A 26725-nucleotide genomic window follows, 5' to 3' on the forward strand; every position below is an offset into this window, starting at 1 on the left:
CGACAATAGCGCGATGGCCCCACCTGATCCCTTCCCGAACTCAGAAGTGAAACATCGTAGCGCCAATGGTAGTGTGGGTTCGCCCATGTGAGAGTAGGTCATCGTCAGCTTCTTATACTTAAAAAGAGTCATCCTTAATTGGGTGGCTCTTTTTTTTATCTTTTATTCCTAGTGACCTACGTAGCAAATCCTATTTAAAGGAGTTGCTCTTGCGCTGCCTAAAATTGGCATGCAATTTTTACGGCGCTCAGGTCATCGTCAGCTCTCTATTCAAAGTTAAACCCCCAACGCTCACGCGTTGGGGGTTTTCTTTTGCTTGATTTTGGAAAAAATGGCTAACGTACGAGGCATTGAGCAAAAATGCTTAGCAAGTTCATCCCAACGCACATACTATTTCCTTCATCATTGAATAATAGGTTAGCTTGACAGTATCCATAAATAAGGCTACATTTTTGTTAGTTCTAAAAAGAAATCTATAAGGAAATAGACATGCATAGAGCACCCGTAGCGGTTGTCATTGGGGCAGGCGATGCCACTGGCAGTGCTGTTGCAAAACGTTTTGCAAGAGAAGGTTTTACCTTATGCGTGACTAGAAGGAGTGTTGATAAACTTGACACGTTAGTTGGTGACATTGAAGCAGCTGGTGGAGTAGCCAACCCATTTGGTTGTGATGCGCGTGTAGAAAAAGAGATGGTCGAGTTATTCGCTCATATTGAAAAGGATATTGGACCGATTGAAGTAGTGGTATTTAATATCGGTGCAAATGTACACTTCTCAATTATTGATACCACAGAAAGAGTCTTTCGAAAAGTATGGGAAATGGCAGCACTATCTGGATTTTTGACAGGTAGAGAAGCTGCAAAAGTTATGATTCCACGTGGAAAAGGCACGATTATTTTCACTGGAGCAACAGCTTCTTTGCGAGGCAGTAAAGATTTTTCGGCTTTTGCTAGCGCTAAATTTGCGTTACGTGCTTTGGCGCAAAGCATGGCACGTGAGTTAGGACCAAAAGGTATACATGTGGCGCACCCTATTATTGATGGTGCTATTGATACGGTATTTATCCGTGACAATTTTCCGGAGCGCTATGCAATTAAAGACCAAGATGGCATCTTGAATCCTGAGCATATCGCTGAGCAGTATTGGCAATTACACTGTCAACCGAGAGACAGTTGGACGCATGAGCTGGATTTACGCCCGTGGATGGAAACTTTCTAACATTTATCTAACGATAAATCCCCAAGGTTTTAATATACATTGCAAGGAATGCAAAGATGAGTAAACAAATAGAATTTTTCTTTGATGTGGGCAGTCCAGCCAGTTATTTGGCATGGACACAATTAGAGAGCATAGCACAGCGTCACAATGCTGAAATTATTTGGCGACCTATGTTGCTTGGAGCCGTTTTTCAAGCGGTTGGCAATACCTCACCAGCTGCAGTACCTGCGAAAGGTGCTTATATGCTCACAGACCTTAAGCGCTTCTCGAATATTTACGAGGTACCATTTAACTTCAATCCATTTTTTCCGTTAAATACCATGCATCTCATGCGAGGTATTACTGCCTACCTAGGGGAACCTGAGTTTCCAAGTTGTCTGACGGCCATCTTTAATGCTTTATGGGCTGAAAAGCTCAATATGGAATCATCAGAGGTAGTCGCTGAAGCTTTGGTTAGAGCTGGTATTGATGCCACTGATTTTATGACACGTATAAGCGATATTGAGATCAAGGAGCGTTTGAAAGCGACTACTGAGGAAGCTGTATCGCGAGGTGTATTTGGTGCACCGAGTTTCTTTGTAAATGATGAAATGTTCTTTGGACAAGATCGTTTGAATTTCGTTGAGGATGCTTTAAAAGACTCACTCTAATGGATAGTATTAATGTATGAACTGAAAGTACCTTAATGATGGTTCTTTAAATGCATAGAAAACCCCTGCTAATATTGAAAATAGCAGGGGTTTATTTTGGTGTCTTATAGCTGAAGCCTTTCTAACTTCTAGTTTAGTTATGATCTACTACAAGCACTAATGGCAATTTATTTCGCCTGTAAAAAATCCTTGACCTCTAACAATAATAGTTCGTTATCATCTGCTCGATTTGGGTCTCGGCTAGAGGAAAAAGGCAGGTTGTTATCATTACCTACCACGATGTGGCTTTCATCGATGATGTCTACATTTTCAATAGTAAAAAATGGAAATACAAATTTATCACCTACTAAAGGTTTTTTAGCCACGCCCTTGGTATCTTTAATAGCCATCAAATTAATGTACGCCACTTTTTCAGCGATCTGACTTTTAGGGTCTAATTTGACCTTGTATATACGTTTGAATACGGCTGGTTTGTCAAAGCACTGACTTTTATCTACAGCTGCTGTTTGGCACGCTCTATCGCTTACACCTTCTAAATTGTCTCGTTCAATAATCAAACCATAAGTATCATCGATCATATTAAAGTCTCCGATCGCATACTCGTTATTATCAAGTATGTATTTCCAGCTCTTATCAGTATAGGTATTACGCTTGGTATCAAACTGTAAGATGCGCAAGAAGTTCTGACCATCGACTGAATCATATTCTTGACGCTTTTGGTTATAAACAGCGCCTTCTAACATAGGATATAAATAACGTCCATTTGGGGCTGATGCCATACCTTCAAAGCCCTTAGAGCGTTTAATACTGTATAACGGTAGATTGTCATCGGGTTTGCTTGGTAATTGTAAGGTGGGATGGTCTGGAGAATGTACGGTCTCCCCATCTACTTTTGTGTCATATATGGCTTTAAGTGTGCCTTTGCTGTCAAATCTTAGTAACCATGGGCCAAACTCTTCACCGACCCAAATATCACCATCAATGATTTGGAAACTTTCTGGATCAAAATCAGATCCTGTTAAATAGCGGCGATTACTGTCTTGATGCGTAATTCGGTGAGGTATCACTTTATTCTGATCATTAAAGAAAATAGTTTGTATAGGTTCAAAAACCCCTTTATCCCAATCCATTCGATACTGACGCATGAATAACATGGCATCTGGTGAATTGGCTTTACTACCAAAACCATTATCGGTCAATATCCAATAACTGCCATCAGGCATATATTTAATACCAGAATGTCCTTGCACAGGTTGTCCTGGAAATGGCAGCTTGATACCAGTGGGACGATCTGCCGATTTACCTTCAACACTGCCAAGTTGTTCAACCAATTGCCCCGTAGTGTATTTACCACTGACTTGCAAATCTTTGGGCGCATCAGTTGGAGCAGAGATAAATGTTTGAGAGGGTAGTAGGGCATGTGAGACCAATTCAGCAGGGTAGGCATCCGCTGCTGTTGCTAACTGACCAATACCAGTTGTGGCGATGATAGCCATACTTATTCTCAAAAAATTAGCCCTTCTTGTGTACATTTTTTTCTCCAATTCTTCAATTTATTATTGCTGATCGTTAATCAAGAAGATTAAATTATGGCTATGAAGTATGTCTGTTTAATGACATCAAGACTCACGCTGAATAGGATGGTCAATGTGGCTTACGATAATATGAAAGCAATATGGTTATGCCTATTTATGTCTATACGCTCAGTTAAATTAGGCATCTAGAGATTCAACTATTTAGTTGAATAGATAATCAATACTGACACTATCCAATACTCTTTATACTATTAAACTATATAAATGAATTAAATTCATCTTTTATTTAAATTAAGTCGTTTTTATTCATGTTGCGATTCGGGCATAATCTATTCCATACACAAATTTGGTTTTGTCTCAGATAATGAGAATAGATTAAGGTAGCAGATCCCCATGAGTAAAGAATTTACCTGTTCAATTAAGCGCATTCGTTTTGACGAAAACTATCAGCCTGCAGACAGCACGCGTTTGACGACTAACTTTGCGAATTTGGCACGTGGTGAGCACCGCGAAGAAAATTTACGTAAAACGCTACGCATGATAAATAACCGCTTTAACGCGTTGGCGCATTGGGATAACCTGACAGCAGACCGTTATTCTGTCGAGGTCGATATCATTTCTGTCGATATGGATGTCGAAGGTAATGGTCATACATTCCCAATTATTGAGACGTTACAAACAACGATAGTTGATCATAAAGATAACAAACGTATTGACGGTATGATTGGTAATAGCTTCTCTTCTTATGTACGTGACTACGATTTTAGCGTGGTATTGCCAGAGCATCGTGATAAAAATTTAGCATCAATAACGCCAGATAATTTTGGTGAGTTGCATGGCAAACTGTTCCAATACTTATTGAACTCAGAAGCATACAACGCTAGTTTTCATAAAAAACCTGTGATTTGTCTGAGTGTCTCAACCAGTAAAACCTACTATCGTACAGCCAACCAGCATCCTGTTTTAGGCGTTGAGTACAGACAAGATGACTATTCGTTGACTGATGATTATTTTCATAAGATGGGCTTAACCGTTCGTTACTTTATGCCTGAAAATAGTGCGGCACCTTTAGCCTTTTATTTTGCCGGCGACTTGCTAAGTGATTACACTGATCTTGAGCTGATAAGCGCTATCAGTACGATGGAGACGTTCCAAAAAATCTACCGTCCTGAGATTTATAATGCCAACTCGAGCGCAGGTGAAGTGTATCAACCGAGCTTAAAGTACCAAGATTACTCACTGACTCAAATTGTGTATGACCGCGCCGAGCGTAGCCAGATGGCAGTGACACAAGGCAAATTCACTGAAGAACAGTTCATTAAGCCTCACCAAGCTATTCTGGAAGAGTGGGCTGCAAGCTACGATGTGACAAGTGAAGGGGCCAAAAAAAATGTGGCTAAACAACAAGCTGCCTAACTGATCCTCACTAATTAACATAATAAAAAATAAATAAGAAGATGAATCACATGAAATTATTATTACCGACCTCAACCGCTGGCAGCTTACCGAAACCTTCTTGGCTAGCAGAACCGGAGAAAATCTGGTCACCTTGGGCATTAGAAGGTGAGCAGTTGATTGAAGCCAAACAAGATGCTCTACGGTTATCACTACAAGAACAAGTACACGCAGGGATTGATATCGTCAGTGATGGCGAACAGACCCGTCAGCACTTTGTGACCACTTTCATTGAGCATCTGGATGGCGTCGATTTTGAAAAGCGTGAGACGGTCAAAATCCGTAATCGCTATGATGCGAGCGTGCCGTCTGTTGTTGGCGCAGTGAGTCGCCAAAAGCCAGTATTTGTAGAAGATGCTAAATTTTTACGTCAGCAGACCAATCAGCCAATCAAGTGGGCGCTACCAGGGCCAATGACGATGATTGATACACTGTATGATGGTCATTATAAAAGTCGTGAAAAACTGGCTTGGGAATTTGCCAAAATCCTTAATCAAGAAGCGAAAGAGCTAGAGGCTGCTGGTGTTGATATCATTCAATTCGATGAGCCTGCCTTTAACGTGTTTTTTGATGAGGTGAATGACTGGGGTATAGCCACTTTAGAGCGTGCCCTGGAAGGTTTGAAATGTGAAACGGCTGTCCATATTTGCTACGGCTATGGCATCAAAGCCAACACCGATTGGAAAAAGACACTGGGTTCAGAGTGGCGCCAATATGAGAAAGCTTTTCCCAAATTACAGCAGTCGAAAGTCGATATTATCTCACTAGAGTGTCAAAACTCACGTGTGCCTATGGATTTGATTGAATTGATTCGCGGTAAAAAGGTAATGGTTGGTGCCATTGATGTGGCAACCAATACTATTGAGACACCAGAAGAGGTAGCAAATACGCTACGCAAAGCGCTACAATTTGTCGATGCTGACAAGCTGTATCCTGCAACCAATTGCGGTATGGCACCGTTGTCTCGCCAAGTTGCAAGAGGCAAGCTAAATGCATTAAGTGCAGGCGCACAGATTGTTCGTCAAGAGCTGACTGCCTAGCGTTTATTGGTACACATGAGTGTTTACTGATCTGAAATTTAGGACTTAAGATATGATTGAAGCAACTGACTTTAGAGATGCCATGTCTTTATTGACAACCGCAGTAAGTGTTGTCACCACAGAAGGCCCATCTGGTCTTCATGGATTTACGGCATCTGCAGTATGTAGCGTCACAGATACGCCGCCGACCTTGCTTGTCTGTATGAATCAGACGTCTCGATCACATGGCTACTTTATTGAAAATAAAATCTTAAGTGTTAATGTGTTGGGTGCACGGCATGAACAGATATCTAATGCATTCGCTTCTAAATTGCATTCAGCAGCGCGCTTTGAATATGGCGCTTGGACGCAATTGCAAACAGGCGCCCCTGTATTAGAAGATGCGTTGGTCAGTTTTGACTGTGAGATAGAGCATATTCAAGAGGTTGGTACACACAGTGTGTTTATGTGTCGCGTTGTCGCTATCAAACAATCTGTCCAACAAGGTATACGAGAGGAAAGCTTGGTTTATTTTAATCGTGCTTATCACCAAGTGGGGCAGATGGCTCAAGTAGACATTGCTTAAGTCAGCTATCTCATTATCAAAAAAATATAGTAAGCATTTCACCAAATCTAACTAAGAAGTAAATAATCCGTGGAATTAATCATTTTTTTAATCATAGGTGCTCTAGCAGGATTTGCTGCAGGGCTTTTCGGTGTGGGCGGTGGAACCATCATCGTGCCACTATTATTCATTGTCTTTACCCAAATGGGCTATCCTGCTGACACTATTATGCATTTGGCCTTGGGGACTTCGCTTGCGACCATTATTATCACGTCTATCAGCTCGTTAATGGCGCACAATAAAAAAGGCGCAGTTATGTGGCCTGTCTTTAAAAATCTGGCACCAGGCCTAGCGATAGGGTGTTTTTTAGGGGCAGGGATAGCAGGACAGATATCTGGATTATATCTTCAGCTCATCGTTGGTGTGTTTCTGCTTTGGGTTGCCTTTAAAATGTTTAAGGGTGGTAAAAAGAAAACCACTAGCGATACTGGTAATATTCATACAGTATTGCCTTCAAAACCTAAGCAACTGGCGGCAGGCGGGGTTATTGGTATTGCTTCTGCCATCTTTGGCATCGGCGGTGGCAGTTTAACCGTACCTTATCTCACGCGCTACGGTGTGGTTATGCAAAAAGCAGTGGGTACGTCAGCAGCGTGCGGTCTACCTATTGCCATTGCAGGTGCGTTAGGGTTTATGTTTTTTGGAATGAAGCAGCAAGTAGATGTACCCAATACGATTGGTTTTGTCCACATTTATGCCTTTTTAGGTATCAGTATCATGAGCTTTTTTACCGCAAAGATAGGTGCGAAAGTGGCTCATATACTATCACCACAATTATTAAAAAAGTGTTTTGCGGTATTGTTGACCATAGTGGGATGCTATTTTCTTTATAAAGGACTGGTTTGAGTATAAAGAATCAGATTATCAACTCATAAATACGAATGCTAATAATGAATCGAGGGTCAAAGTGATAGTCAACTATTGCTTTGACCCTTAGTTTTTTATATCGATTTTTATCATGACCTTTCTATTGATACTCACACCATAAAGCCTCACAACCTTTATTTTGTATGATGAGTTCTGTTTATACTCGTGTTGGTGATTCGTCTCGTTTTGCCGATATGTCTCGGTATTATGGTAATCTTAGCTTGTTCAAGTTGAGCGGTCTACTTGTGAGTATTACTGTTGAAACCGTTGTTTAAACAAGTGCTGAGACAGTCTCGATAATGAGTGCCTTTTTTACTTGATAAAAACGCGCTGACCGATTCTAATAATAAGGAATAACCATGATTAATGCATATGCAGCAAAAGAAAAAGGCGGAGAATTCAGCCCTTACCAATACGACCCTGGCACGCTAGGCAATCACGAAGTAGAAATTGAAGTACACAGCTGTGGCGTTTGTCACAGTGATTTATCTATGTGGGAAAATGAGTGGGGCATGACCCAATATCCGTTCGTGGGTGGCCATGAGGTGGCAGGTAAAGTACTGGCAAAGGGTCAGCATGTTACACACTTAGAGCTTGGTGATAAAGTCGGTTTGGGCTGGCACAAAGGCTATTGCAACGTTTGTGATTTGTGTATGAGTGGTGACCACAATTTATGTGCTGAGCAAGAAGGCACTATTATTGGTAACCACGGTGGATTTGCAGATAAAGTACGTGCAAAAGACACCAGTGTTATTAAAATTCCAGAAGGCTTGGACTTCAATGCAGTGGGGCCATTACTTTGTGGCGGTATCACAGTGTTTAACCCATTGGTGCAATACGATATCAAACCAACTTCTAGAGTGGCGGTTATTGGTATTGGTGGCTTAGGTCATTTGGCACTACAATTTGCCAATGCATGGGGCTGTGAAGTAACAGCATTCACCAGCGAATCAAAAATGGAAGAAGCAAAAGAATTGGGTGCGCACCATAGCCTAAATTCAAGAAATGAGAGCGACATTGAAGCAGCGGCAGGCTCTTTTGATTTGGTTATCTCGACTGTGAACGTTGACATGAATTGGAACGCCATTATCAAAACCTTGAAACCTAAAGGTCGGTTGCATTTTGTTGGACTGCTGGCTGCCCCGCTAGAGATTTCAGCTGCACCACTGATTATGGCTCAAAATAGCGTGTCAGGTTCGCCAGCTGGGTCACCGTCTACCCTTCGTCAAATGTTAGATTTTGCCGCACGTCACAATATTCAGCCAGTGACTGAAACGTACAAAATGTCTGAGATAAACGAAGCGTTTGCAAGATTAGAAAGTGGCAATGCTCGCTATAGAGTAGTATTAGAAAGAGACCAAGAATAATTAAAACCAATCATATTCAATCATGGTAGCGATACTCTATTTTATAGATAGAATATCGCTATTTTTTTATTCAAATTTATGATGTTGTTGAACGAAAAATCCCTGCTATTGAATTAGCAACAGCAGGGGTAAACGTCATAATCAATACGATGATACTTTATTACTCAGTATGATACTTTATTACTCGCAGACAAATCATAATTATATCTTGGCAACAATTATTCCACAGTCACCGATTTAGCAAGGTTACGTGGCTGATCGACGTCAGTACCACGCATAACGGCTACATGATACGACAATAGCTGCACAGGTACGCTATAGACAATAGGCGCTAGTGTCTCACAAACATCCGGTACATAAACCACATGCAATCTATCTTGTGCAATCATCTGACTAGATTCACTGGCAAACACAAACAACTCACCATGACGCGCGTGTACCTCTTGCATGTTGGCTTTGAGTTTATCAAACATGCTGTCTTTAGGCGCTAGTACGACGATTGGCATGTCTTTATCAACCAATGCCAATGGGCCATGTTTTAGCTCCCCTGCGGCATAGCCTTCTGCATGAATATACGAAATTTCTTTAAGCTTTAATGCGCCTTCTAATGCAATAGGGAACTGTAAGCCACGGCCTAAGAATAAGCAGCTTCTTTTATCTTCAAAGCTTTCACTCATCGTCTTGATAGGTGCATCAAGGTTTAAGCTAGCATGTAGTTGGCCCGGCAGCAGTTGTAGCTCGCCAATCAGTGTACTTAAATAATCACTGGTCATACGCTGTTGAATGACACCGACCTTCATGACTAATAGAATGAGTGCTGCAAGCTGAGCAGTAAATGCTTTAGTCGATGCGACACCAATCTCAGGACCTGCTAGTGTCGGCAAGAAAATATCGGTTTCGCGGACCAATGATGAAGTAGGAACATTACATAATGCCAGGCTTACCAGACCCGCTGGTGTATGCTTTTGAATGTCACGGAGCGCAGATAATGTATCGGCAGTTTCACCAGACTGAGAGATGCAAATGACTAGTGAGTTATCAACCACTACGGGATGACGATAACGAAACTCACTGGCTACCTCAACCGAACAGGGAATACGGGTAAGGCTTTCAAACCAATATTTTGCGACCAGACCTGAGTGATAGCTGGTACCACAAGCAAGAATTTGAACTTGACGAATACCTGCTAGCTGCGTTTCATGACGTTGCAAAAAATCATCACGCAGTTTAGAGGTTTCACTTTTATCTATGCCCATTTCAAGGGTACGTGCGACGGCATCTGGCTGCTCATAGATTTCTTTGAGCATATAATGTTTGAATTCGCCTTTGTCAGCATTGTGTTGGGTTGCATCAATTTCATGTATTTGACGCGTAACTTCCACTCCATCTGCATAGACTCGAATACTGTTACGAGTCAATTTAGCGATATCACCTTCTTCCAAATACATAAAGCGGTTAGTGACTGGTAATAGTGCCAACTGATCTGAGGCGATAAAGTTTTCACCGATACCCACTCCAATCACCAATGGCGAGCCTAAACGCACGGTAATAAGCTCATCTGGATAATCGGTATGTACGATGCCAAGAGCAAAGGCACCATGTAATAGCGGAATAACAGTACGAACGGCTTCTAGCAAGTCAGGCGTTGCTTTGTAAATGTCATTAATCAGGTGCGCGACGACTTCAGTATCTGTCTGTGAGGTAAATTCATAGCCTTTTGCTATCAGCGCTTCTTTGAGCTCAGCATAATTTTCTACGATACCATTGTGTACCACAGCGATTTTGCCTGAGACATGCGGGTGTGCATTGCGCTGTGCTGGCTCGCCATGCGTCGCCCAACGTGTATGAGCGATACCGATATGGCCATCAAAAAACTCTGGACTGACTGCGACCGCATCGACCAACGCCTGTACTTTACCCACTTGGCGCTCACGGTGTAATTCACCATCACGAATGACAGTTAAGCCAGCAGAATCATAGCCGCGGTACTCTAAACGCTTAAGACCTTCAAGCAAGATATTGGCGATATTACGTTCAGCAACTGCCCCTACAATTCCACACATGGCTATTCCTTAAGTTTAATTTTTGATGTTTCTAGATGTTAACTTTTCTATATAGAGGTGCTTTACCAATCAACAAGCTGGTTGGCGGATAAGCCGTTAACTTTATAGCGTGTTAGATATAATTAAGCAGCACCACAAAGATTGCCGCGCTGCTTAATTTGTTTAAGTCTGACTGCTACTGACTTAACGATTGGCGCATCGATTACTTTTTAGTTGGTCGTTGAAAGTCGTCTTTTTGTGTTTGTCGCGCGCGACCAAATGCCAATGCACTAGCGTCCACGTTTTTGGTAATTACAGAGCCTGCCGCGACTGTTGCAGTTTCACCAATCGTTACTGGCGCGACTAAGCTAGCATTCGAACCGATAAAGGCATTGTCTTCAATGATGGTTTTTGATTTATTAACCCCATCATAATTACAAGTGATGACACCAGCACCGATATTGACGCCCGTACCGACGGTGGCATCACCGACGTAACTTAAGTGGTTTATTTTGCTGCCTTGACCGATGGTCGATTTTTTAATTTCTACAAAATTACCGACTTTACTGTTATCAGACAACACTGTCTCAGGGCGCAAATGGGCAAATGGACCAACGTCGACACCCGCACCAATCTCAGCACGATCGATGACGCAGTAAGGCTTTATATGACAAGCATTACCGAGTTGTGAGTTTTTAATAACACAGCCTGCTTCAATATAGACGTTGTCACCTAGCGTACAGTTGCCTTCAAATACAACACCGACGTCGATAAACACATCTTGACCTGCTGTCAACGTACCACGAATATCGACACGGGTAGGGTCAGCAAACTGCACGCCCGCTTCTTGCAAGTCAGATACTAGTTTAGTTTGCCATGTACGTTCTAAGCTGGCAAGCTGTTGACGGTTATTGACACCTTCAATCTCAAAGGTATGCTCAGGTTCAATCGCCGCAATCGTGATGCCATCAGCGACTGCCATTTTGACAATATCGGTAAGATAGTATTCTTGTTGCGCGTTGTCGTTAGACAGTTCGGGTAAGTATTTATGCAGTAGAGCATTATCGACACAATAAATGCCGCTATTAATCTCTTGAATCTGTTGTTCGTCAGCACTGGCATCTTTTTGTTCAACGATGGCAGTGATATTGCCTACATGATCACGTTTGATACGGCCTAATCCAAATGGATTGTCTACCGTCAAAGTCAGCATAGACATGCCATTAGTATTGGCTGTCTTCAGTGCTGATAGGGTTTGATGGCTCACCAAAGGCACATCACCATAGAGAATAAGGCTTTGTCCTTCTTTCGGTAAATCAGACAGCGTCACTTTGACCGCATGGCCTGTACCTAGCTGTTCAGTCTGCGCAACCCAAGTAATTGGCGATTGCGTATACTGGTCGATAATTTCCGATTTAACTTGGTCGCCGCCAAAGCCATGAACAATAATGGTCTCGTTGACAGTTAGCTTATGACACGTGTCTAAGACGTGACTCAGCAAAGATTTACCTGCCAAGGTCTGAAGGACTTTTGGCTTAGCTGATTGCATACGCGTGCCTTTACCAGCAGCGAGGATAATTACCGAGAGAGGAGATGTCATAGTAGCCCTACAAATGTAACAAAGTATAATATTGGATTATAACGCAAATGTTCAGTTAAAAAAATGCTGGAATGTGCAGGCATTTGTAATAGAATCTAATAACGATAAATAAATTCTCTATGCAAGAGGATAGCATTCAAATTGCTAGCATAAGAGGTTACGTTGTGGTCACTCACTATCATACGGCTAGGGTTATTTATAACAGCACACCAAACATAACCACTACCCATAACACTGCTGCCATGATACCTGCGATGATGTCATCAAGCATAATACCTAACCCACCAGCGACCTTTTTATCGGCCCAGCCAATCGGCGGTGGCTTAATAATGTCAAAAAACCGAAAGAGTATAAAAGCGATAACAATGGCGAAAATAGAAAGCTCTTGAGAGACATCTTGCCAAAAGTTTGTGGCTGCGACACCCATGTAAGAGAAAGGCAGCAGGGTAATCCAGATACCAGACCATTCATCCCAGACGATATGCGGGTCATCATGACCCTGCATCAGCTCAGAAGTACGTCCGCAGATCCAAACGCCAAAAATACAAGATAGAATTGTCAGAATTAGAAAAGGTATGAAGCCCAAGCTCATCAGCGGTATGGCGATGATTAACCCACCAACAGTACCCCAAGTGCCAGGTGCACGGCGCGGCAGACCACTGCCCAAACCAATACCTAACCAATAGACCATACGGTCAAGAGCACTGGCATTTTTAGGCAATGGTGGGCAGTCATTGGCTTTGCTGATATCAGGCTTGGATAAATCGTGATCAGTCATGGGCTAACCTGTAAAATGTTGGTAACCAGTAAGATTGGGCCATGTGGCAAATGGCGCATGCTGAGTGGGTGTGATTGGCTGATTTTGATAATACAGTGTAGGGTGTAATGCTATAGACCTGTTTGCATCTATCTCTATACCGTCTGCCAGTGCAATTACCTCACCGATACAGGTAACAGGTGTATTGCCAATAGGTGGTTCAATATGGGCAGGTAAAGTAAAAGCTAACTCGTAATCGTCGCCACCTGCTAGTTGGCACAACAAGCGCTCAGATAAATCAATAGTTGCCAATGGTTCGCTAGTAGGTAGCTTCTCCACATCAATGTGCATACCTATTTTGCTTTGTTGACAGATATGGCCGATATCTTGATAGAGACCATCAGAGATATCTATCATCGCCGTTGCGCCAAGTTTGGCCAATGCTGCGCCTAGCGCAATACGTGGAGTCGGCATATGTAACCTGTGAGCCAACTCTTTACCTTGGGTACTGTCAGGATGTTGCAGGGCATAACTGGCATCGCCAAGCGTCCCTGATACATAAATCTTATCACCAACTTGTGCACCTGAACGATATACAGCCGGCGTGTCTGCGGCAAGCAATCCTTGCGCGCTGATACTCAGTACTAAATTATCACTGCGTGTGGTATCACCGCCAATAAGGGCAACACCGAATAACTGGCAGGCATGAAATAAGCCTTTGGCAAATTCGGTGAGCCATTTTTCATTGGCAAGTTGCTTAGGTAATGCTAATGCCAATAGAATACTATGCGGGGTTGCACCCATCGCGGCAATGTCTGAGACGTTGACGGCGACCGATTTATAACCGATCGCAAATGCCAGCTCGTTGACTTGCTGCCAATCAGCATTAAAATGTCGACCTTGAACCAATGTATCAATACAGCTGACTAATCGTGACCCTGCTGGCAAGGCCATGACAGCTGCATCATCACCGATACCTTTTTCGATACCCGTTAATGGTGCATTTGCCGCTTGTATTTGCGAAAATATACGCTTAATCAGCTCAAATTCATTCATGGCTAGTCTTGGTTTTTAGCATCGTCAGCGTCTTTTTTGCTCGCCTTAAAATCACTAATATTTGCACTGGCTTTACTGGCGCTATTGCGTTTGACACTAGTATTATTTGCGCTAATACGAGGTTTGTTTGATGCAGTTGGGCTGTCATCAATAGTGCTTTCATTTGTAGCTTCTGTGCTATCAGCTGGTTTTGCTTGAGCCTGTTTAGCCGCTGATTTTTGTGACGTGCGCAGGTTGGCTTTGGTGTCTGATTCTACTTCAGTAGCGCGTAGTTCAACGGCCATTCTATCTAATACCGCATTGATCAATTTATGCGCGTCAGTGGCACCAAAATGGTTGTTGAGCTTCATCGCTTCATCAAGTACTACCTTATAAGGAATCTCTAAGCGATTCTGCAGCTCATAAGTACCAATAAGCAAAATAGCGTGCTCAACGGTGTCCAACTTATCAATGTCGCGATCAAGATGCTGAAGAATTAGAGCATCCAACGCTTCAATTTGCTCTGGGATATCACGCATCATTTCGTGATAGTAGCCGATATGCACAGTGTGCATGGCATTAGTCGCGCGCGTACGGGCAGCGATATCATGCGGTGCATTGGCTTTCCAACCAAGCTTGCCGTCTACATCAAAACGGCGATCAGTGACGAGCCACTCGTATAGCCCTTGCATCGCAAAGCGGCGCGCCTTACGAATGGCAGTGTGACTGGTCTTATAAGAAGACTCACTCATATCGAAGGTTTGATCACCCGCACTGCTGCTCGCTATACGAGTAGCTTCCGCTTGTTTATCGTTGATTTGTGCGGTTTTCGCAGCATTAATAGCGTGCTTGAGTTGGTCAGTCATAAGGGGTCAATACCTGAGTTTTGAAATAGAATGTTAAATAGTGGTCGGCTGGCGCGTTTTGCCAGTCAGTCTTGGATACTGGAGTTACAGGGTGAGGGCTATCGTAATAACCATAACCCCATCAACTTCATAAATAATATTACTTATAAATGCTGCTTAAATAGCACTGCTTACCTGTGCTAATAAAACCGATAGACAGTCGAATCGATACTGTCTAGTGGTCAATACTAACAGTCAATAAAACTAAGCGTCATCACTTTCGTCGTCAATATCTAACTGTGATAAGACAGCAAGCATTTCTATGACAACCATTGCTGCTTCTGAGCCTTTGTTACCAGCTTTCGTGCCAGCACGCTCAATGGCTTGTTCAATGCTATCAGTGGTCAATACGCCGTTTGCGACTGGAATGTTGTAATCCATCGCTACAGCACTTAAGCCTTTTGCAGATTCGCTAGCGACGAAGTCAAAATGCGGCGTGCTACCACGAATAATCGCACCTAACGCAACGATGGCGTCAAAGCGATCAGACTCAGCGGCACGCTGGGCAACCAATGGCAATTCAAAAGCACCAGGCACACGAATAACAGTAATATTGCTACCCAATACACCATGACGTAGTAGTGCATCAATTGCACCATCTACCAATGATTCAACCACAAAACCATTAAAACGACCGACTACGATACCAATACGAACGTCTTTGTTTTGATGTAAGTTACCGTCTATATGAGTCACGTCATTGCGTTGCTGTTGTAGATTTGACATAAAAAATCCTTTGCTTATTTGGCTTTTAATAAAGATGTGGGCGTAAATGAGTCGCTAAATATAGTGATGCGTTCAAATAACAGGTTCGATTGTTTAGCTTGTTATTCAATAGATACTGATAATCAAAGAAATCGGCAGTTAAATGAACGAAAATAAGTGGTTAGCTCTATGATAACATTTTTTTCTAATTTATTTGTATTTTACCAGTGTGTTATATGGGGCGTATTAGACATTTATAAATGGGTACTGCCATGGTCGAATCTTCAATACACCCTAGTCGGCTCAATCACATTTAAATACAGGGTAGGCGAGTGAAAACATTAAAAATACTAGGTTCACCACGCCTAATGCTATATCTAATTTATATATGATTGACTATAAACGCATCTGTATCCCTTGCGCGGCCATATAGGCTTTGGCTTCTTGTACTGTGTATTCACCAAAATGGAAGATACTGGCTGCGAGTACCGCATCGACGCCGCCTTCTAATACGCCTTCGGCTAAATGTTGTAAGTTGCCGACGCCGCCTGAGGCGATGACTGGTACATTTACTTGGCTAGTAATTTGTTGCATTAGAGCTAAGTCATAGCCTTTTTTAGTACCGTCGCCGTCCATCGAGGTGACTAATAATTCACCTGCACCCAGATCCGCCATCTTTTTCGCCCAAGCAACCGCATCAATGCCAGTTGGCTTACGACCACCGTGAGTGAATATCTCCCAACGTGGGACGACAATACCATTAACATTGATATCTGCGACACGCTTGGCATCGATGGCAACGACGATACATTGATTGCCAAATTTCTGTGAGGCTTCACCAACGAACTCTGGGGTAAACACTGCTGCTGAGTTAATCGCTACTTTATCCGCGCCCGCGTTGAGCAAATTGCGGATATCTGCGATTTTACGCACGCCGCCGCCAACTGTTAACGGTACAAATACCGTTTCAGCCATGCGCTCAACGGTATGATAAGTGGTATCGCGCTCATCATTGGTCGCCGTAATGTCTAAAAAAGTAATCTCATCAGCACCTTGTTCGTTGTAGCGTTTGGCCACTTCGACAGGATCGCCTGCGTCTTTAATATCGACAAATTGTACACCTTTGACCACACGGCCATTATCAACGTCCAAACAAGGGATGATACGCTTTGCTAACATAGGGTCTTTCACCTTATAATCAATTCATTCTATAGGCGCTAGTCTAGCAAAAACACCGCCGTCTCAGGCAGGTTTTCGTAAGATTATTATGCATTTCGCCATAGTTTGCTCATGCGCGGTACAATTGCTGTGATTACCGCCCAAATTTATTCTATTTAACTTCTTATTCAATTGCCAAAAGTGAGATGTCATGTCCGTCTATACCCAGTTAACCGATGACCAGTTTGCCGCCTTTTGCCAGAGCTTTGGCGTGTCTTTCGTGCGTGCTATTCCGATTACCCAAGGGATAAAAAACTCAAACTGGTTTATTCAAACGACTGACGATGTAGATGGCGCATACTCTTATGTATTAACTTTATTCGAAGAGCGTCCACCTGCTGATATCGAAAAAATGGCGGTCATTCTCAATCAGCTAGATGGCAAGTTACCAGTTGCCGCGCCACTGGCTGTGACTGATTCGGATGCTGGCACGAATAGTAATAAACGCTATGTGATTCATTATGAAAATAAAGCGATTACGCTAGTGCCATGCCTAGCAGGGTCGCATCCAGAACAAACCACGCAAGCGATGTGCCATGATATCGGTGCTGCGCTAGCGATGTTGCATGAGACGTTGCAAGCATTACAACCTGCTGAGCAGTATGGCGTGCCTTTATACCCGTGGGCAGACGTACGCGACCGTGAAATGCAGTTTATGCCAGGTGACGAAGCCAAGTTAATGAGTGATATTTGGCGCTCTTACACAGAGTTGCCACTGACAACGTTGCCAAATGGTTTGTGTCATTTGGATATGTTTGCGGACAACACCCTATGGAATCTGCAAAAAGGGGAAGAGCGTCTTACAGGTCTATTGGACTTTACCGAGGTCAGTGTTGAGCATTATGTGATGGATATTGCCATTACCATCAATGACTTTTGTACTACGTGGGGCATGGCTGAGCAAGGCGAGTCAGTGAATTTTGACCGTAGTAAAATGGCGGCATTCTTACAAGGGTATGAGTCTAAACGCTCACTTGGCATTGATGAAAAACGTGCGTTGCCTGTTATGCTAGCCAAAGCGGCAGTGATATTTTGGCTTTTACGCTTAAATGTTATCCATTACAACCGTACCGAAGGTCGTACAGGTGATAACATCATGGTCAAAAACCCTGACTTGATGAAACGTCTGGCCGCTTATCACTGGGCGCATGTTGAAAAATCGCAAAACACCGTATTTGTGCTTTCTAGAACTACATCAGACAATCAAATAGTCGGTGTGTTTAGCAGCATCAGGCAAGCTGAGCAAGCCCGTGAAAAATTGAGCAATAGTAGTGAGTTCGCAATCAAAGAATATACGCTGGATCAATTGTCGTAAGCATTGCTTATTCATTTATTCTGGTACCAAAACCATAAGGCGATCCCATGACCGATCAAGTTGATAACTGGCACAAACTGGCACGCTACGACACGAATATGCAAGGCGAGCTGCATGCCAATTTGCTGAGAAATAATAACATTACGGTATCTATGCAAGCGCTGAGTAGCATTCCTGGTATGAACTCAGGGGCGGTGCTGTGGGTACAAGATACGGATTTGGCAGAAGCTCAGCGTATCCTAGCGACCATTCCAGCTGATGGCGCGGCCTTGCTGGATGAGATGAGTGATGCGGACTTTGATGCGCTATCTGACGCTCAAAGTAACTCTACTCAAAGCAACCCGATAATAAATGATGATTTGCTTAATAATAAAAATGGCGGTAACGATTAAATGTGTCAACTCTTAGGAATGAACTGCAACACCCCAACGGATATTGGCTTTAGCTTTGCAGGGTTTCGCAAGCGCGGCGGAATGACTGACAGCCACGAAGATGGCTTTGGCATTGCGTTTTTTGAACGCAGTGACTGTGTGAATAGTGATAAAGCGGCAAATGACTCAACAGGTCTGCGTCTGTTTCATGACAATCGCCCAAGCCATTTATCACCAGTGGCCGACTTGGTCAATAACTATCCAATCAAAGCCATGAACGTCATTGCGCATATTCGCAAGGCTACTCAAGGGCAAAACTGCTTGGCGAACACGCATCCATTCGTCCGTGAAGTCTGGGGTGAGCAGTGGGTGTTTGCGCACAATGGACAGATGAATAGCGAATTTATTAAACGCTGTCAGCGCTTACAAGACAATGGTAATGGCTCACATTGCCAACCAGTTGGTTCAACTGACTCCGAAATGGCATTTTGTTATTTGGTCAATCGTCTAAAAAGCAGCTTTAAAACTCGTCCTGATGATCAGACACTGTTTAACTTTTTGACCACGCAATGCCGCTATTTATCTGCTAATGGCTTATTTAATTGTTTGATATCAAATGGCAGGTGGCAACTGGCCTATGCGGGTAGCTTATTATTTTATCTCACGCGTAAAGCACCATTTGGTGAAGCGAAATTGGCTGACGATGACTTGGCGATTAACTTTGGCGATGTGACGACAGATGCAGATAAAGTCACTATTTTGGTCACTGTACCATTGACAGAAAATGAGAAATGGCAACAGTTAGCGGTCAATGAATGCTTAATATTTCAAGATGGCGATGTCATTTATAAAGACAGCCCAAGCCAGCGCAAGTTTTTGACCGTTGATGAAGGTATTGCGATTGCACGAGCGGTTGGGGCGAGTGTTTAGGGAGTGGCAAATATTTAATATTGTTTAAATATACATTCCACAACACCGTTTAAACTTATCTCCAGAACCACAAATGCACGGTTGCTTTTGGCTGACAGTCATCGCAACCGTTGGATCTAAGAAGTACCAGCGCGTATCATTATTGGCTTTATTTGTAACCTTTACAAAGGCAGACAGTTCATGGTGTGCCTGTATGTTCTTTTCTAAACTACTAGTTGTTTCCTCATGGCTTTTAAAATAAGCCTTAAACTCAACCTGTGCATGTCTTTTACCAAGTTTTGGCATGTGCTCTACAATTTCCAATCCTGCCCAGTCCGTCTCTTTTGCCCAACTCTCAATCGCATTAATATCAAGCAAGTTTTGCTGCGCGGGTAGCGTAGTCTTGACGATATACTCTGGCTTAACCAACACAAACGCACTATAGCGCGTGCGCATCAATCGCTCGGCAGAGTCTGCATATATGCCATCTGATTGATCAACTTCTTCATGACAAAGACTATCATGATAAGGTTGGCAACAATCTTTATAAAGTAGCGCTGAGCTGACAGATTGTGATGCTGGACTGATTTGGCAAGGGCAAGTATCTGGGTAAGATTGCATGGGTTACTCTAATTATCGTTTGGATTTTACGGCTTTAAGGTGCTTTTATTGCAGCATGCTCTTTATTAACTCTGGCAATATGCCAACTTTGAGCTGTGCCCATGGTGCTGGGTCACGTAGCTGCGCCCAAAACGCCTCAAAAGGCGGTGCCATATAGACCAGTATAGCGAGCAAGGTATATAGCAATAAATACCACCATTTGTCGTCATGTTTATAAAACTTCATCGCCGTACCCGATGAGCGTTTCATTTTCATATTGGATAAATTGACACTATACAGCTCGTCCAGTGATAAATGTACCATCGCACCGCCGAATAAGAATAAACCGTAAAACCAGCTGGTCGTCAGTGGCAGCTGCGCCCCATAATAGCTCAAGCACGTCAAACCCAGTCCCAGTATCGCCATATACGGCACAGAATGTATGACGCCGCGATGCACAGTCATAGTAGTAAAAATATGAAAGACCACATAACGCATAAAACCGTAGCCAGCTAGCCACAATACTATCAATGCCAGTAAGCTCAAATCACTACGCCAATGCATGACCAGGCCAAAGGCAAATATAAACGAGGTAATATTAAAACCGAGCTTAATCGGTGTGGAATTATCAGAATCTAAGTCCGGTAATAACCCACCAATAGTACCAAGCGCCACGCACACTAAAAAGCCTGAATCATCAATCAATCCAGCTTTATAAACCGTCAAACTCAGTGTGCCGCTGACCATAAATGCGACGTTTAAATGGGTATTAAAATTTGCCATAAAATCATTTATCCATAGCGCTCAAAAAGACCTTTCGAGCGGCGTATCTAGCAGTAAAAAAGCGCACCATGATACCATAGCGTAGCCAAATGCTTAACAGAGAACGCTCCTATGCTTACCACTGATTCCCCCGTTACCCTTGATGCTGATGTTTCTTCTGAGATCTCATCTATGCTGGATAAAAACTTCGCTGACATTAATTGGCAAGCACCATGGATGTGCCATATAAATCAGCTGAACATCATCAGCGCAACCATTCAAAGCCTAAGTTCATCAAGTGAACAAAACAATGCTATGGCATATGAGGGTCAGCCGATAGATGTCATTGCGGGTGTATTAAACAATGCATTTAATCAGCAAAGCAGTTATGGGCAGAGCAGTCATGAGCAAGCAGAACTACCAACGACTAAGCCTACTCATAATAATCAAGCCCATACCTTAAAGTTCGTCTCACAGGATGCGCTACCTGAAGGCGAAGCATATGAAAGCTTTATTGCGACGACTGGCAATATCCCGACGCGTGATAATTTGCATGATTTATTTAACGGCAGTATTTGGCTGACGTTTCCGAAGACTAAGGCGTTGCTCAATTATTATCATATGCTAGAAATAGCTGCGCAAGGTATCAATGCGAGTAGAGGGCGTGTGCGCGATACCATTACCGTATTTGATGAAAATGGTGCAGTGCTCGTCACGGCAGATCCAAATATTGGTGAAGCGTTAATTGGGTTTGATTGGCAGGCAAGTTTGGTGACACCGCGCCCTAAGTGGGACGAACCACAACAGCCCACTAGCCATGCACAAGCAGCGGTATATATTTTTGGTCACGCCTTACTTGAGCAGTTGATAAAGCCGCGTAAACCCTTATGTGCGCACAGTATAGTTATCAATGTCGCTCAGGACTTTTTTGCATTATCACTGTCTGAGCGGATGAATTGCTTGGATGAAAAAGTTGCTGAATACATGGACACATTATTATCAAAAGATGATGTTACCCCGCGCCAGCTTGCACCGTTGCCTATTTTGGGTGTGCCACACTTTTGGCCAGACAATACTGACCCGAGTTTTTACGATGATGACTATGTTTTTCGCAGTGGTCGTCGCCACGAAAGTAATTAATGTGAAATGACTGAAGGTAGTGGTGGATCAGTGGCTAAGCCTTTGTTACGTTTACGATTGTGCCACGATTTGACTACGTCTAGACGTTAACAAAGGTTGATATATTTGTTATGGTAAAAGAACGTTATTATTAAATGATAGAGAAAGTATTTAAAAAGTATTTAGCCATTTTATTTATTGAGATTTATATCTCCTCATTTCAAATAACGATGAACTTTAATAAATAATGATGAAGGATTTATCTAGCCACCAATTATCAGCACAAGCGTAAGACTGCTTATGTTCAGGATATATAACAACGATAAGGAAGCTACTATGAGCGATATTTTTGATGTAAAAGACACAATTGCGGTCGATGGCAAGGAACACGCCTACTACAGCTTGCCAGCGCTAACCAAAACCTACGAAAACATCAGTAAACTGCCATTTTGCATGAAAATCGTACTAGAGAACCTATTACGTAATGAAGACGGCGGTCAATCAGTCGGGAAAAACCACATCGAAGCCGTTGCCAACTGGGATGCAGGCGCAGAAGCGTCAAAAGAAATCGCCTTTATGCCAGCACGTGTGGTGTTGCAGGATTTCACTGGTGTGCCTTCAGTGGTCGATTTGGCTGCGATGCGTGATGCGGTGGTTGAGCTGGGCGGAAAGGCCGAGCAAATCAATCCGTTCATCCCTAGTGAGCTGGTCGTCGATCATTCTGTGCAAGTGGATGCTTATGGTCGCGAAGACGCGCTAGATCTCAACGAAAAAATAGAATTTAAGCGTAATAATGAGCGTTATGAGTTCCTACATTGGGGTCGTAATGCTTTTGAAAATTTCGTCGTCGTACCACCAGCCACAGGTATCGTGCATCAGGTCAATCTTGAGTATCTAGCCCGTGTCGTGATGGCTGCTGATGTAGATGGTGAGCTGACGGCTTATCCAGATACGGTGTTTGGTACAGATAGCCATACCACGATGATTAATGGTATCGGCGTGCTGGGTTGGGGTGTGGGCGGTATCGAAGCAGAAGCGGCCATGCTCGGTCAGCCATCTTCAATGCTAATTCCACAAGTGGTTGGCTTTGAGTTGAAAGGCAAGCTAACTGAAGGTGTCACTGCGACAGATTTGGTATTGCGTGTGGTCGAGATGCTACGTGCGCATGGTGTGGTTGGTAAGTTTGTCGAATTCTATGGCGAAGGTTTGCACAGTATGCCACTGGCTGATCGTGCCACTATTGCCAATATGTCACCAGAGTATGGTGCGACTTGTGGTATCTTCCCAATTGACCAAATGGCGATTGATTATCTGCGCCTATCTGGTCGTGATGAAGCACAAATTGAGTTGGTCGAAAAGTATGCCAAGGCGCAAGGCCTATGGCATGATGCTGATACTCCAGCTGCAACTTATTCAAGCAAGCTAGAGTTAGATTTGTCTTCTGTACAGCCAGCACTTGCTGGTCCAAACTTACCACAGCAACGTATCAATCTGTCTGATATGCATGAGAAGTTCGGTGAAACGTTAGAAAAAATGACCAAAGATCGCAAGTCAGAAGTAGAAGGCAAAGTACGCTTTGACCAAGAGGGCGGTGAGCAAGAACAAGCTGAACATTTAGCAGCTCAGCCAAAAATGAACGATGACCAAGATGATGGTTATCAGCCTGCAAATGGGGTCTTCTCGACCGTTAGTATCGATGAGAAAGACCACAAGCTACGTGATGGTTCAGTCGTGATTGCCGCCATTACTTCTTGTACCAACACCTCAAACCCTGCGGTTATGATTGGTGCAGGTTTAGTCGCCAAAAAAGCAGCAGCTAAAGGCCTGAAAGCCAAGCCATGGGTCAAAACGTCATTAGCACCTGGTTCAAAAGTCGTGACCGATTACCTAGAAAAAACCAAGCTGATGGATGAGCTAGAAAAAACAGGCTTCTATCTAGTAGGTTATGGTTGCACCACGTGTATCGGTAACTCAGGACCATTGCTTGAAAGTATCGAAAAAGGTATCGAAGAAAACGACCTAGTCGCTGCTGCCGTATTATCAGGCAACCGTAACTTTGAAGGTCGTATTCACTCACACGTCAAAGCCAGTTATTTAGCCTCACCACCGTTGGTTGTCGCTTATGCGTTGGCAGGTACGGTCGATATTGATATGACCACGCATCCGCTGGGTCAGGATCAAGATGGCAATGATGTGTTCTTAAAAGACATCTGGCCAACGTCAGAAGAGATCAATGAGCTGATTGCTAATAATATCGACGCAGATATGTTCCGCAAAAACTACGGTGAAGTGTTTGCAGGTAGCAAAGCATGGAATGCAATTAGTTCTGCAGATAGTCAGTTGTATCCATGGGATGAAGGGTCGACATATATCAAAAACCCACCGTTCTTTGATGGCATGACCATGGAGCCAGAAGGTATCCCTGATATCGAAGGCGCACGTATCTTAGGTCTATTCGGTGATTCAATCACTACTGATCACATCTCACCAGCGGGTAATATCGACCCAGACTCACCTGCAGGCAAGTATCTGCAAGAGCGTGGCGTGCTACAAGCCGATTTCAACAGCTATGGCTCACGCCGTGGTAATGATGCGGTTATGACTCGTGGTACCTTTGCCAATATCCGTATCAAAAACACGATGATGGCTGGCAAAGAGGGCGGTTATACTTATTACTTTAATGGTGATAAAGCCACTCTCCAAGATGGCGAAGAAATGGCCATCTATGATGCGGCAATGAAGTATAAAGAAGACAAGCGTCCGCTCGTGGTATTGGGTGGTGCGGAATATGGCTCTGGCTCTAGCCGTGATTGGGCTGCGAAGGGTACGATTTTACTCGGTGTGAAAGCAGTATTGACCAGCTCATTTGAGCGTATTCACCGTTCAAACCTAGTCGGTATGGGTGTGTTGCCATTAACCTTTAAAGAAGGTGAAAATGCAGCGACCTATAACCTAGACGGTTCTGAAGTGTTTAGCATCACTGGTTTAGATAATGGTGAAAGCAAAACAGCGACAGTCACGGCTACACGTGCTGATGACTCAACTGAAAGCTTTGATGTTAATGTCATGCTACAAACGCCAAAAGAGCGTGAATATGTGCGTCACGGCGGCGTATTGCACTATGTGCTACGTCAGCTGGCTGCTGAGAGTAAAGAAGCAGGCTAGTAATTAGTTAAGCTTCATATGACAAAAAGCCCAATCTTCGACAAAGTAGAGGATTGGGCTTTTTTATTGTTTGAGAAAAGGGAAAGCAAATAACTGAAAATCTATTTACTTAACTTATCTGAAATTCTCATTCCAGCTCTCTTTAAACACTTTATTTAGGAACATTTCTTTATCGATGCTACCATCATCGTTCAAACAAGTCTTATCGACAAAAAGATAGTTCGTCCAACTGATATCAGGAGACAATTCATTGATCTCATTTACTATGTCAGCTTCACTAATCTCAGAAAAATCTCTAGTAATAAGCTTTTGAGCCAGTTCTAAAATACGACTCTTTGTTTTATACTCGTAAGAATTTGGGTACTCAGAAATTTTATCAAAAAACTCCTCGTAGTTTACATTCCCATCTTCGTGTACATACTCTTCACTCCAGAATATATAGTCACTCCAAAACGGATCGGGAGATAATTTGTTTAGTTCAAGGTTTATTTCTATTTGTCTTGGCTCTGAGCATTTGGTATTCAGTAACTCTTCAAGTAGCAAAGTAAATTTTTTCTTAGTATCATCGTTCATTATTATGTCTTCTACCGTGTATTCCAATTCTATCAACTCTTCTCAGTCAACAGCTTAATTCCTAGCCCCATAAATACGACACCGCTTATTTTATTCATCATTGATTCAATTTTTGGATTCTCTCTTAGTTTTTTGCTGAACTTTGACGCCAGCAGTGCCAAACACAAGCACCATATAAAGCCAGTAACAGCAAAGGTCAGTCCTAACATTAAAAATGACAGCATGCCATAAGCGTAGCTTGAGTCAATGAATTGCGGGAAAAATGCGAGGAAGAATAATGCGACTTTTGGATTAAAGGTATTGGTGAGTACACCTTGCTTGTATATTTGCCAATAGTCTAAAGGTTTGATGAATTTCGGCTTCTCGCTACCCTGCAAACTACTGGCTATCAAGGGCTGCTGTTTACTCATTAGCATTTTGACACCCAAATAGCACAAGTAACCGGCACCAATATATTTGACGAGCATAAATGCCGTAGGAGAGTTGGCAAGCAATACGGACAACCCTAGTGAAGCCAGTAGCGTATGCACCAGAATGCCCGAAGTAATGCCCAACACAGAATAAAACCCTGCCGTTTGCCCCTGCGAAATACTACGGGTAATGATGTACATGCTATCCGTGCCTGGAGTTAGGTTTAATAAAATAGCAGCCAAAATAAACCCTAGATAGTTCTCAATACCGAACATAGCAAATCCCTTTGTTTTGATAACCCTAATTATCCGTGTGTCATACAGTCTGTATAGAAGTTATAAAACTCTTATAAGGTGGATAGTATCTAGCATTGAGTGAGTTAGCAATAGTGCCAATAGCCATTTGATAGTTAGAGTAAGGTTAAGAGATGTTTGAAAACCATAAGACACACTTTACGCTCAGTCCCTGTGAAATGGATAAAACGTCAATATCTTATAAAAAT

24 protein-coding genes and 1 rRNA gene are annotated in these 26725 nt (G+C 43.0%); 13 read left to right on the forward strand and 12 right to left on the reverse strand.

Translation table 11 applies throughout. The annotated features are described in order from the left end of the window. The 3 genes from rrf to IPZ60_RS11095 all read left to right on the forward strand — a co-directional run. Nucleotides 1–110 (forward strand): 5S ribosomal RNA (gene rrf / locus IPZ60_RS11085); the annotation flags it as partial. Nucleotides 111–489: 379 nt separating this feature from the next. Further along, nucleotides 490–1218, forward strand: coding sequence for an SDR family oxidoreductase (locus tag IPZ60_RS11090; protein WP_194197860.1), 729 nt, complete (start codon nt 490–492; stop codon nt 1216–1218). A 56-nt stretch (nt 1219–1274) separates the two neighbouring features. Then, nucleotides 1275–1868 (forward strand): 2-hydroxychromene-2-carboxylate isomerase, encoded by a 594-nt coding sequence (locus IPZ60_RS11095; protein ID WP_194197861.1) that lies wholly within the window; start codon nt 1275–1277, stop codon nt 1866–1868. Between the two features lie 167 nt (nt 1869–2035). Here the strand turns inward: IPZ60_RS11095 and IPZ60_RS11100 are convergent, their stop codons facing one another. Beyond that, entirely contained in the window at nt 2036–3364 is a 1329-nt protein-coding gene (locus IPZ60_RS11100; RefSeq protein ID WP_227669342.1) for an esterase-like activity of phytase family protein, read from the reverse strand. A gap of 432 nt (nt 3365–3796) precedes the next feature. Between IPZ60_RS11100 and IPZ60_RS11105 the strand changes: the two genes are divergently transcribed. The 5 genes from IPZ60_RS11105 to IPZ60_RS11125 all read left to right on the forward strand — a co-directional run bounded on the left by IPZ60_RS11105 (nt 3797) and on the right by IPZ60_RS11125 (nt 8736). Next, nucleotides 3797–4819 carry a DUF1852 domain-containing protein gene (locus IPZ60_RS11105; protein WP_194197863.1) on the forward strand — a complete coding sequence of 341 codons (1023 nt, stop codon included), beginning with the start codon at nt 3797–3799 and terminating at the stop codon, nt 4817–4819. 50 nt (nt 4820–4869) lie between these two features. Continuing rightward, complete coding sequence (locus IPZ60_RS11110) at nt 4870–5898, forward strand: methionine synthase (protein WP_194197864.1); 1029 nt, start codon at nt 4870–4872, stop codon at nt 5896–5898. A 52-nt stretch (nt 5899–5950) separates the two neighbouring features. Continuing rightward, nucleotides 5951–6463: a flavin reductase gene (locus tag IPZ60_RS11115; RefSeq protein WP_194197865.1), complete on the forward strand. Its 513-nt coding sequence runs from the start codon at nt 5951–5953 to the stop codon at nt 6461–6463. Between the two features lie 69 nt (nt 6464–6532). Beyond that, the gene (locus IPZ60_RS11120; RefSeq protein ID WP_194197866.1) at nt 6533–7348 is read left to right on the forward strand and encodes a sulfite exporter TauE/SafE family protein; all 816 of its coding nucleotides are present in this window, start codon (nt 6533–6535) and stop codon (nt 7346–7348) included. 380 nt (nt 7349–7728) lie between these two features. Next, complete coding sequence (locus tag IPZ60_RS11125; RefSeq protein WP_194197867.1) at nt 7729–8736, forward strand: NAD(P)-dependent alcohol dehydrogenase; 1008 nt, start codon at nt 7729–7731, stop codon at nt 8734–8736. A gap of 218 nt (nt 8737–8954) precedes the next feature. On the opposite strand, the gene glmS is transcribed toward IPZ60_RS11125, so the two are convergent. From glmS to hisF, 7 genes are all read right to left on the reverse strand, one after another. After that, a complete protein-coding gene (gene glmS / locus IPZ60_RS11130) occupies nt 8955–10799 on the reverse strand; it encodes a glutamine--fructose-6-phosphate transaminase (isomerizing) (RefSeq protein ID WP_194197868.1) in 1845 nt (614 codons plus the stop codon). A 202-nt stretch (nt 10800–11001) separates the two neighbouring features. After that, nucleotides 11002–12378, reverse strand: a complete 1377-nt coding sequence (gene glmU, locus IPZ60_RS11135; protein WP_194197869.1) for a bifunctional UDP-N-acetylglucosamine diphosphorylase/glucosamine-1-phosphate N-acetyltransferase GlmU — start codon at nt 12376–12378, stop codon at nt 11002–11004. Nucleotides 12379–12574: 196 nt separating this feature from the next. Further along, on the reverse strand, nt 12575–13156 hold the full coding sequence (locus IPZ60_RS11140) for a phosphatidylglycerophosphatase A (RefSeq protein ID WP_194197870.1): 582 nt from the start codon (nt 13154–13156) through the stop codon (nt 12575–12577). A 3-nt stretch (nt 13157–13159) separates the two neighbouring features. Beyond that, nucleotides 13160–14191 carry a thiamine-phosphate kinase gene (thiL, locus tag IPZ60_RS11145; RefSeq protein ID WP_194197871.1) on the reverse strand — a complete coding sequence of 344 codons (1032 nt, stop codon included), beginning with the start codon at nt 14189–14191 and terminating at the stop codon, nt 13160–13162. A gap of 2 nt (nt 14192–14193) precedes the next feature. Further along, nucleotides 14194–15036 carry a transcription antitermination factor NusB gene (gene nusB / locus IPZ60_RS11150; protein ID WP_194197872.1) on the reverse strand — a complete coding sequence of 281 codons (843 nt, stop codon included), beginning with the start codon at nt 15034–15036 and terminating at the stop codon, nt 14194–14196. Between the two features lie 243 nt (nt 15037–15279). Next, on the reverse strand, nt 15280–15801 hold the full coding sequence (gene ribE, locus IPZ60_RS11155; RefSeq protein WP_194197873.1) for a 6,7-dimethyl-8-ribityllumazine synthase: 522 nt from the start codon (nt 15799–15801) through the stop codon (nt 15280–15282). 375 nt (nt 15802–16176) lie between these two features. Next, nucleotides 16177–16959: an imidazole glycerol phosphate synthase subunit HisF gene (hisF, locus tag IPZ60_RS11160; protein ID WP_110923694.1), complete on the reverse strand. Its 783-nt coding sequence runs from the start codon at nt 16957–16959 to the stop codon at nt 16177–16179. Nucleotides 16960–17149: 190 nt separating this feature from the next. Here hisF and IPZ60_RS11165 point away from each other — a divergent pair, with 190 nt between their 5' ends. The 3 genes from IPZ60_RS11165 to IPZ60_RS11175 are packed head-to-tail and all read left to right on the forward strand — an operon-like array spanning nt 17150 to nt 19614. Next, nucleotides 17150–18313 (forward strand): homoserine kinase, encoded by a 1164-nt coding sequence (locus IPZ60_RS11165; RefSeq protein WP_194197874.1) that lies wholly within the window; start codon nt 17150–17152, stop codon nt 18311–18313. 47 nt (nt 18314–18360) lie between these two features. Continuing rightward, nucleotides 18361–18705, forward strand: coding sequence for a hypothetical protein (locus IPZ60_RS14215; protein WP_227669343.1), 345 nt, complete (start codon nt 18361–18363; stop codon nt 18703–18705). Further along, nucleotides 18706–19614: a class II glutamine amidotransferase gene (locus tag IPZ60_RS11175; RefSeq protein WP_194197875.1), complete on the forward strand. Its 909-nt coding sequence runs from the start codon at nt 18706–18708 to the stop codon at nt 19612–19614. It begins immediately after the preceding gene. Between the two features lie 24 nt (nt 19615–19638). Here IPZ60_RS11175 and IPZ60_RS11180 read toward each other — a convergent pair whose 3' ends face one another. Both IPZ60_RS11180 and IPZ60_RS11185 read right to left on the reverse strand, forming a co-directional pair. After that, a complete protein-coding gene (locus IPZ60_RS11180) occupies nt 19639–20214 on the reverse strand; it encodes a YchJ family protein (protein ID WP_194197876.1) in 576 nt (191 codons plus the stop codon). Between the two features lie 45 nt (nt 20215–20259). Continuing rightward, on the reverse strand, nt 20260–20976 hold the full coding sequence (locus tag IPZ60_RS11185) for a metal-dependent hydrolase (RefSeq protein ID WP_194197877.1): 717 nt from the start codon (nt 20974–20976) through the stop codon (nt 20260–20262). 111 nt (nt 20977–21087) lie between these two features. Between IPZ60_RS11185 and IPZ60_RS11190 the strand changes: the two genes are divergently transcribed. Both IPZ60_RS11190 and acnA read left to right on the forward strand, forming a co-directional pair. Next, complete coding sequence (locus IPZ60_RS11190) at nt 21088–22095, forward strand: DUF3025 domain-containing protein (RefSeq protein WP_194197878.1); 1008 nt, start codon at nt 21088–21090, stop codon at nt 22093–22095. Between the two features lie 315 nt (nt 22096–22410). After that, nucleotides 22411–25239 carry an aconitate hydratase AcnA gene (gene acnA / locus IPZ60_RS11195; protein WP_194197879.1) on the forward strand — a complete coding sequence of 943 codons (2829 nt, stop codon included), beginning with the start codon at nt 22411–22413 and terminating at the stop codon, nt 25237–25239. A gap of 114 nt (nt 25240–25353) precedes the next feature. Here the strand turns inward: acnA and IPZ60_RS11200 are convergent, their stop codons facing one another. Continuing rightward, nucleotides 25354–25812, reverse strand: coding sequence for a hypothetical protein (locus tag IPZ60_RS11200; RefSeq protein ID WP_194197880.1), 459 nt, complete (start codon nt 25810–25812; stop codon nt 25354–25356). Between the two features lie 32 nt (nt 25813–25844). Then, on the reverse strand, nt 25845–26498 hold the full coding sequence (locus tag IPZ60_RS11205) for a LysE family translocator (RefSeq protein WP_194197881.1): 654 nt from the start codon (nt 26496–26498) through the stop codon (nt 25845–25847). Nucleotides 26499–26725: the final 227 nt, after the last annotated feature.

Origin of the sequence: Psychrobacter sp. NG25 (assembly GCF_015234355.1) — a bacterium.
GTDB lineage: Bacteria > Pseudomonadota > Gammaproteobacteria > Pseudomonadales > Moraxellaceae > Psychrobacter.

Excerpts from the sequence above, each read along its gene's own strand:
- IPZ60_RS11090 (WP_194197860.1), top strand. The coding sequence starts at position 490 with ATGCATAGAGCACCCGTAGCGGTTGTCATTGGGGCAGGCGATGCCACT.
- IPZ60_RS11095 (WP_194197861.1), top strand. The coding sequence starts at position 1,275 with ATGAGTAAACAAATAGAATTTTTCTTTGATGTGGGCAGTCCAGCCAGT.
- IPZ60_RS11100 (WP_227669342.1), bottom strand. The coding sequence starts at position 3,364 with ATGGCTATCATCGCCACAACTGGTATTGGTCAGTTAGCAACAGCAGCG.
- IPZ60_RS11105 (WP_194197863.1), top strand. The coding sequence starts at position 3,797 with ATGAGTAAAGAATTTACCTGTTCAATTAAGCGCATTCGTTTTGACGAA.
- IPZ60_RS11110 (WP_194197864.1), top strand. The coding sequence starts at position 4,870 with ATGAAATTATTATTACCGACCTCAACCGCTGGCAGCTTACCGAAACCT.
- IPZ60_RS11115 (WP_194197865.1), top strand. The coding sequence starts at position 5,951 with ATGATTGAAGCAACTGACTTTAGAGATGCCATGTCTTTATTGACAACC.
- IPZ60_RS11125 (WP_194197867.1), top strand. The coding sequence starts at position 7,729 with ATGATTAATGCATATGCAGCAAAAGAAAAAGGCGGAGAATTCAGCCCT.
- glmS (WP_194197868.1), bottom strand. The coding sequence starts at position 10,799 with ATGTGTGGAATTGTAGGGGCAGTTGCTGAACGTAATATCGCCAATATC.
- glmU (WP_194197869.1), bottom strand. The coding sequence starts at position 12,378 with ATGACATCTCCTCTCTCGGTAATTATCCTCGCTGCTGGTAAAGGCACG.
- IPZ60_RS11140 (WP_194197870.1), bottom strand. The coding sequence starts at position 13,156 with ATGACTGATCACGATTTATCCAAGCCTGATATCAGCAAAGCCAATGAC.
- thiL (WP_194197871.1), bottom strand. The coding sequence starts at position 14,191 with ATGAATGAATTTGAGCTGATTAAGCGTATATTTTCGCAAATACAAGCG.
- nusB (WP_194197872.1), bottom strand. The coding sequence starts at position 15,036 with ATGACTGACCAACTCAAGCACGCTATTAATGCTGCGAAAACCGCACAA.
- ribE (WP_194197873.1), bottom strand. The coding sequence starts at position 15,801 with ATGTCAAATCTACAACAGCAACGCAATGACGTGACTCATATAGACGGT.
- hisF (WP_110923694.1), bottom strand. The coding sequence starts at position 16,959 with ATGTTAGCAAAGCGTATCATCCCTTGTTTGGACGTTGATAATGGCCGT.
- IPZ60_RS11165 (WP_194197874.1), top strand. The coding sequence starts at position 17,150 with ATGTCCGTCTATACCCAGTTAACCGATGACCAGTTTGCCGCCTTTTGC.
- IPZ60_RS14215 (WP_227669343.1), top strand. The coding sequence starts at position 18,361 with ATGACCGATCAAGTTGATAACTGGCACAAACTGGCACGCTACGACACG.
- IPZ60_RS11175 (WP_194197875.1), top strand. The coding sequence starts at position 18,706 with ATGTGTCAACTCTTAGGAATGAACTGCAACACCCCAACGGATATTGGC.
- IPZ60_RS11180 (WP_194197876.1), bottom strand. The coding sequence starts at position 20,214 with ATGCAATCTTACCCAGATACTTGCCCTTGCCAAATCAGTCCAGCATCA.
- IPZ60_RS11185 (WP_194197877.1), bottom strand. The coding sequence starts at position 20,976 with ATGGCAAATTTTAATACCCATTTAAACGTCGCATTTATGGTCAGCGGC.
- IPZ60_RS11190 (WP_194197878.1), top strand. The coding sequence starts at position 21,088 with ATGCTTACCACTGATTCCCCCGTTACCCTTGATGCTGATGTTTCTTCT.
- acnA (WP_194197879.1), top strand. The coding sequence starts at position 22,411 with ATGAGCGATATTTTTGATGTAAAAGACACAATTGCGGTCGATGGCAAG.
- IPZ60_RS11200 (WP_194197880.1), bottom strand. The coding sequence starts at position 25,812 with ATGAACGATGATACTAAGAAAAAATTTACTTTGCTACTTGAAGAGTTA.
- IPZ60_RS11205 (WP_194197881.1), bottom strand. The coding sequence starts at position 26,498 with ATGTTCGGTATTGAGAACTATCTAGGGTTTATTTTGGCTGCTATTTTA.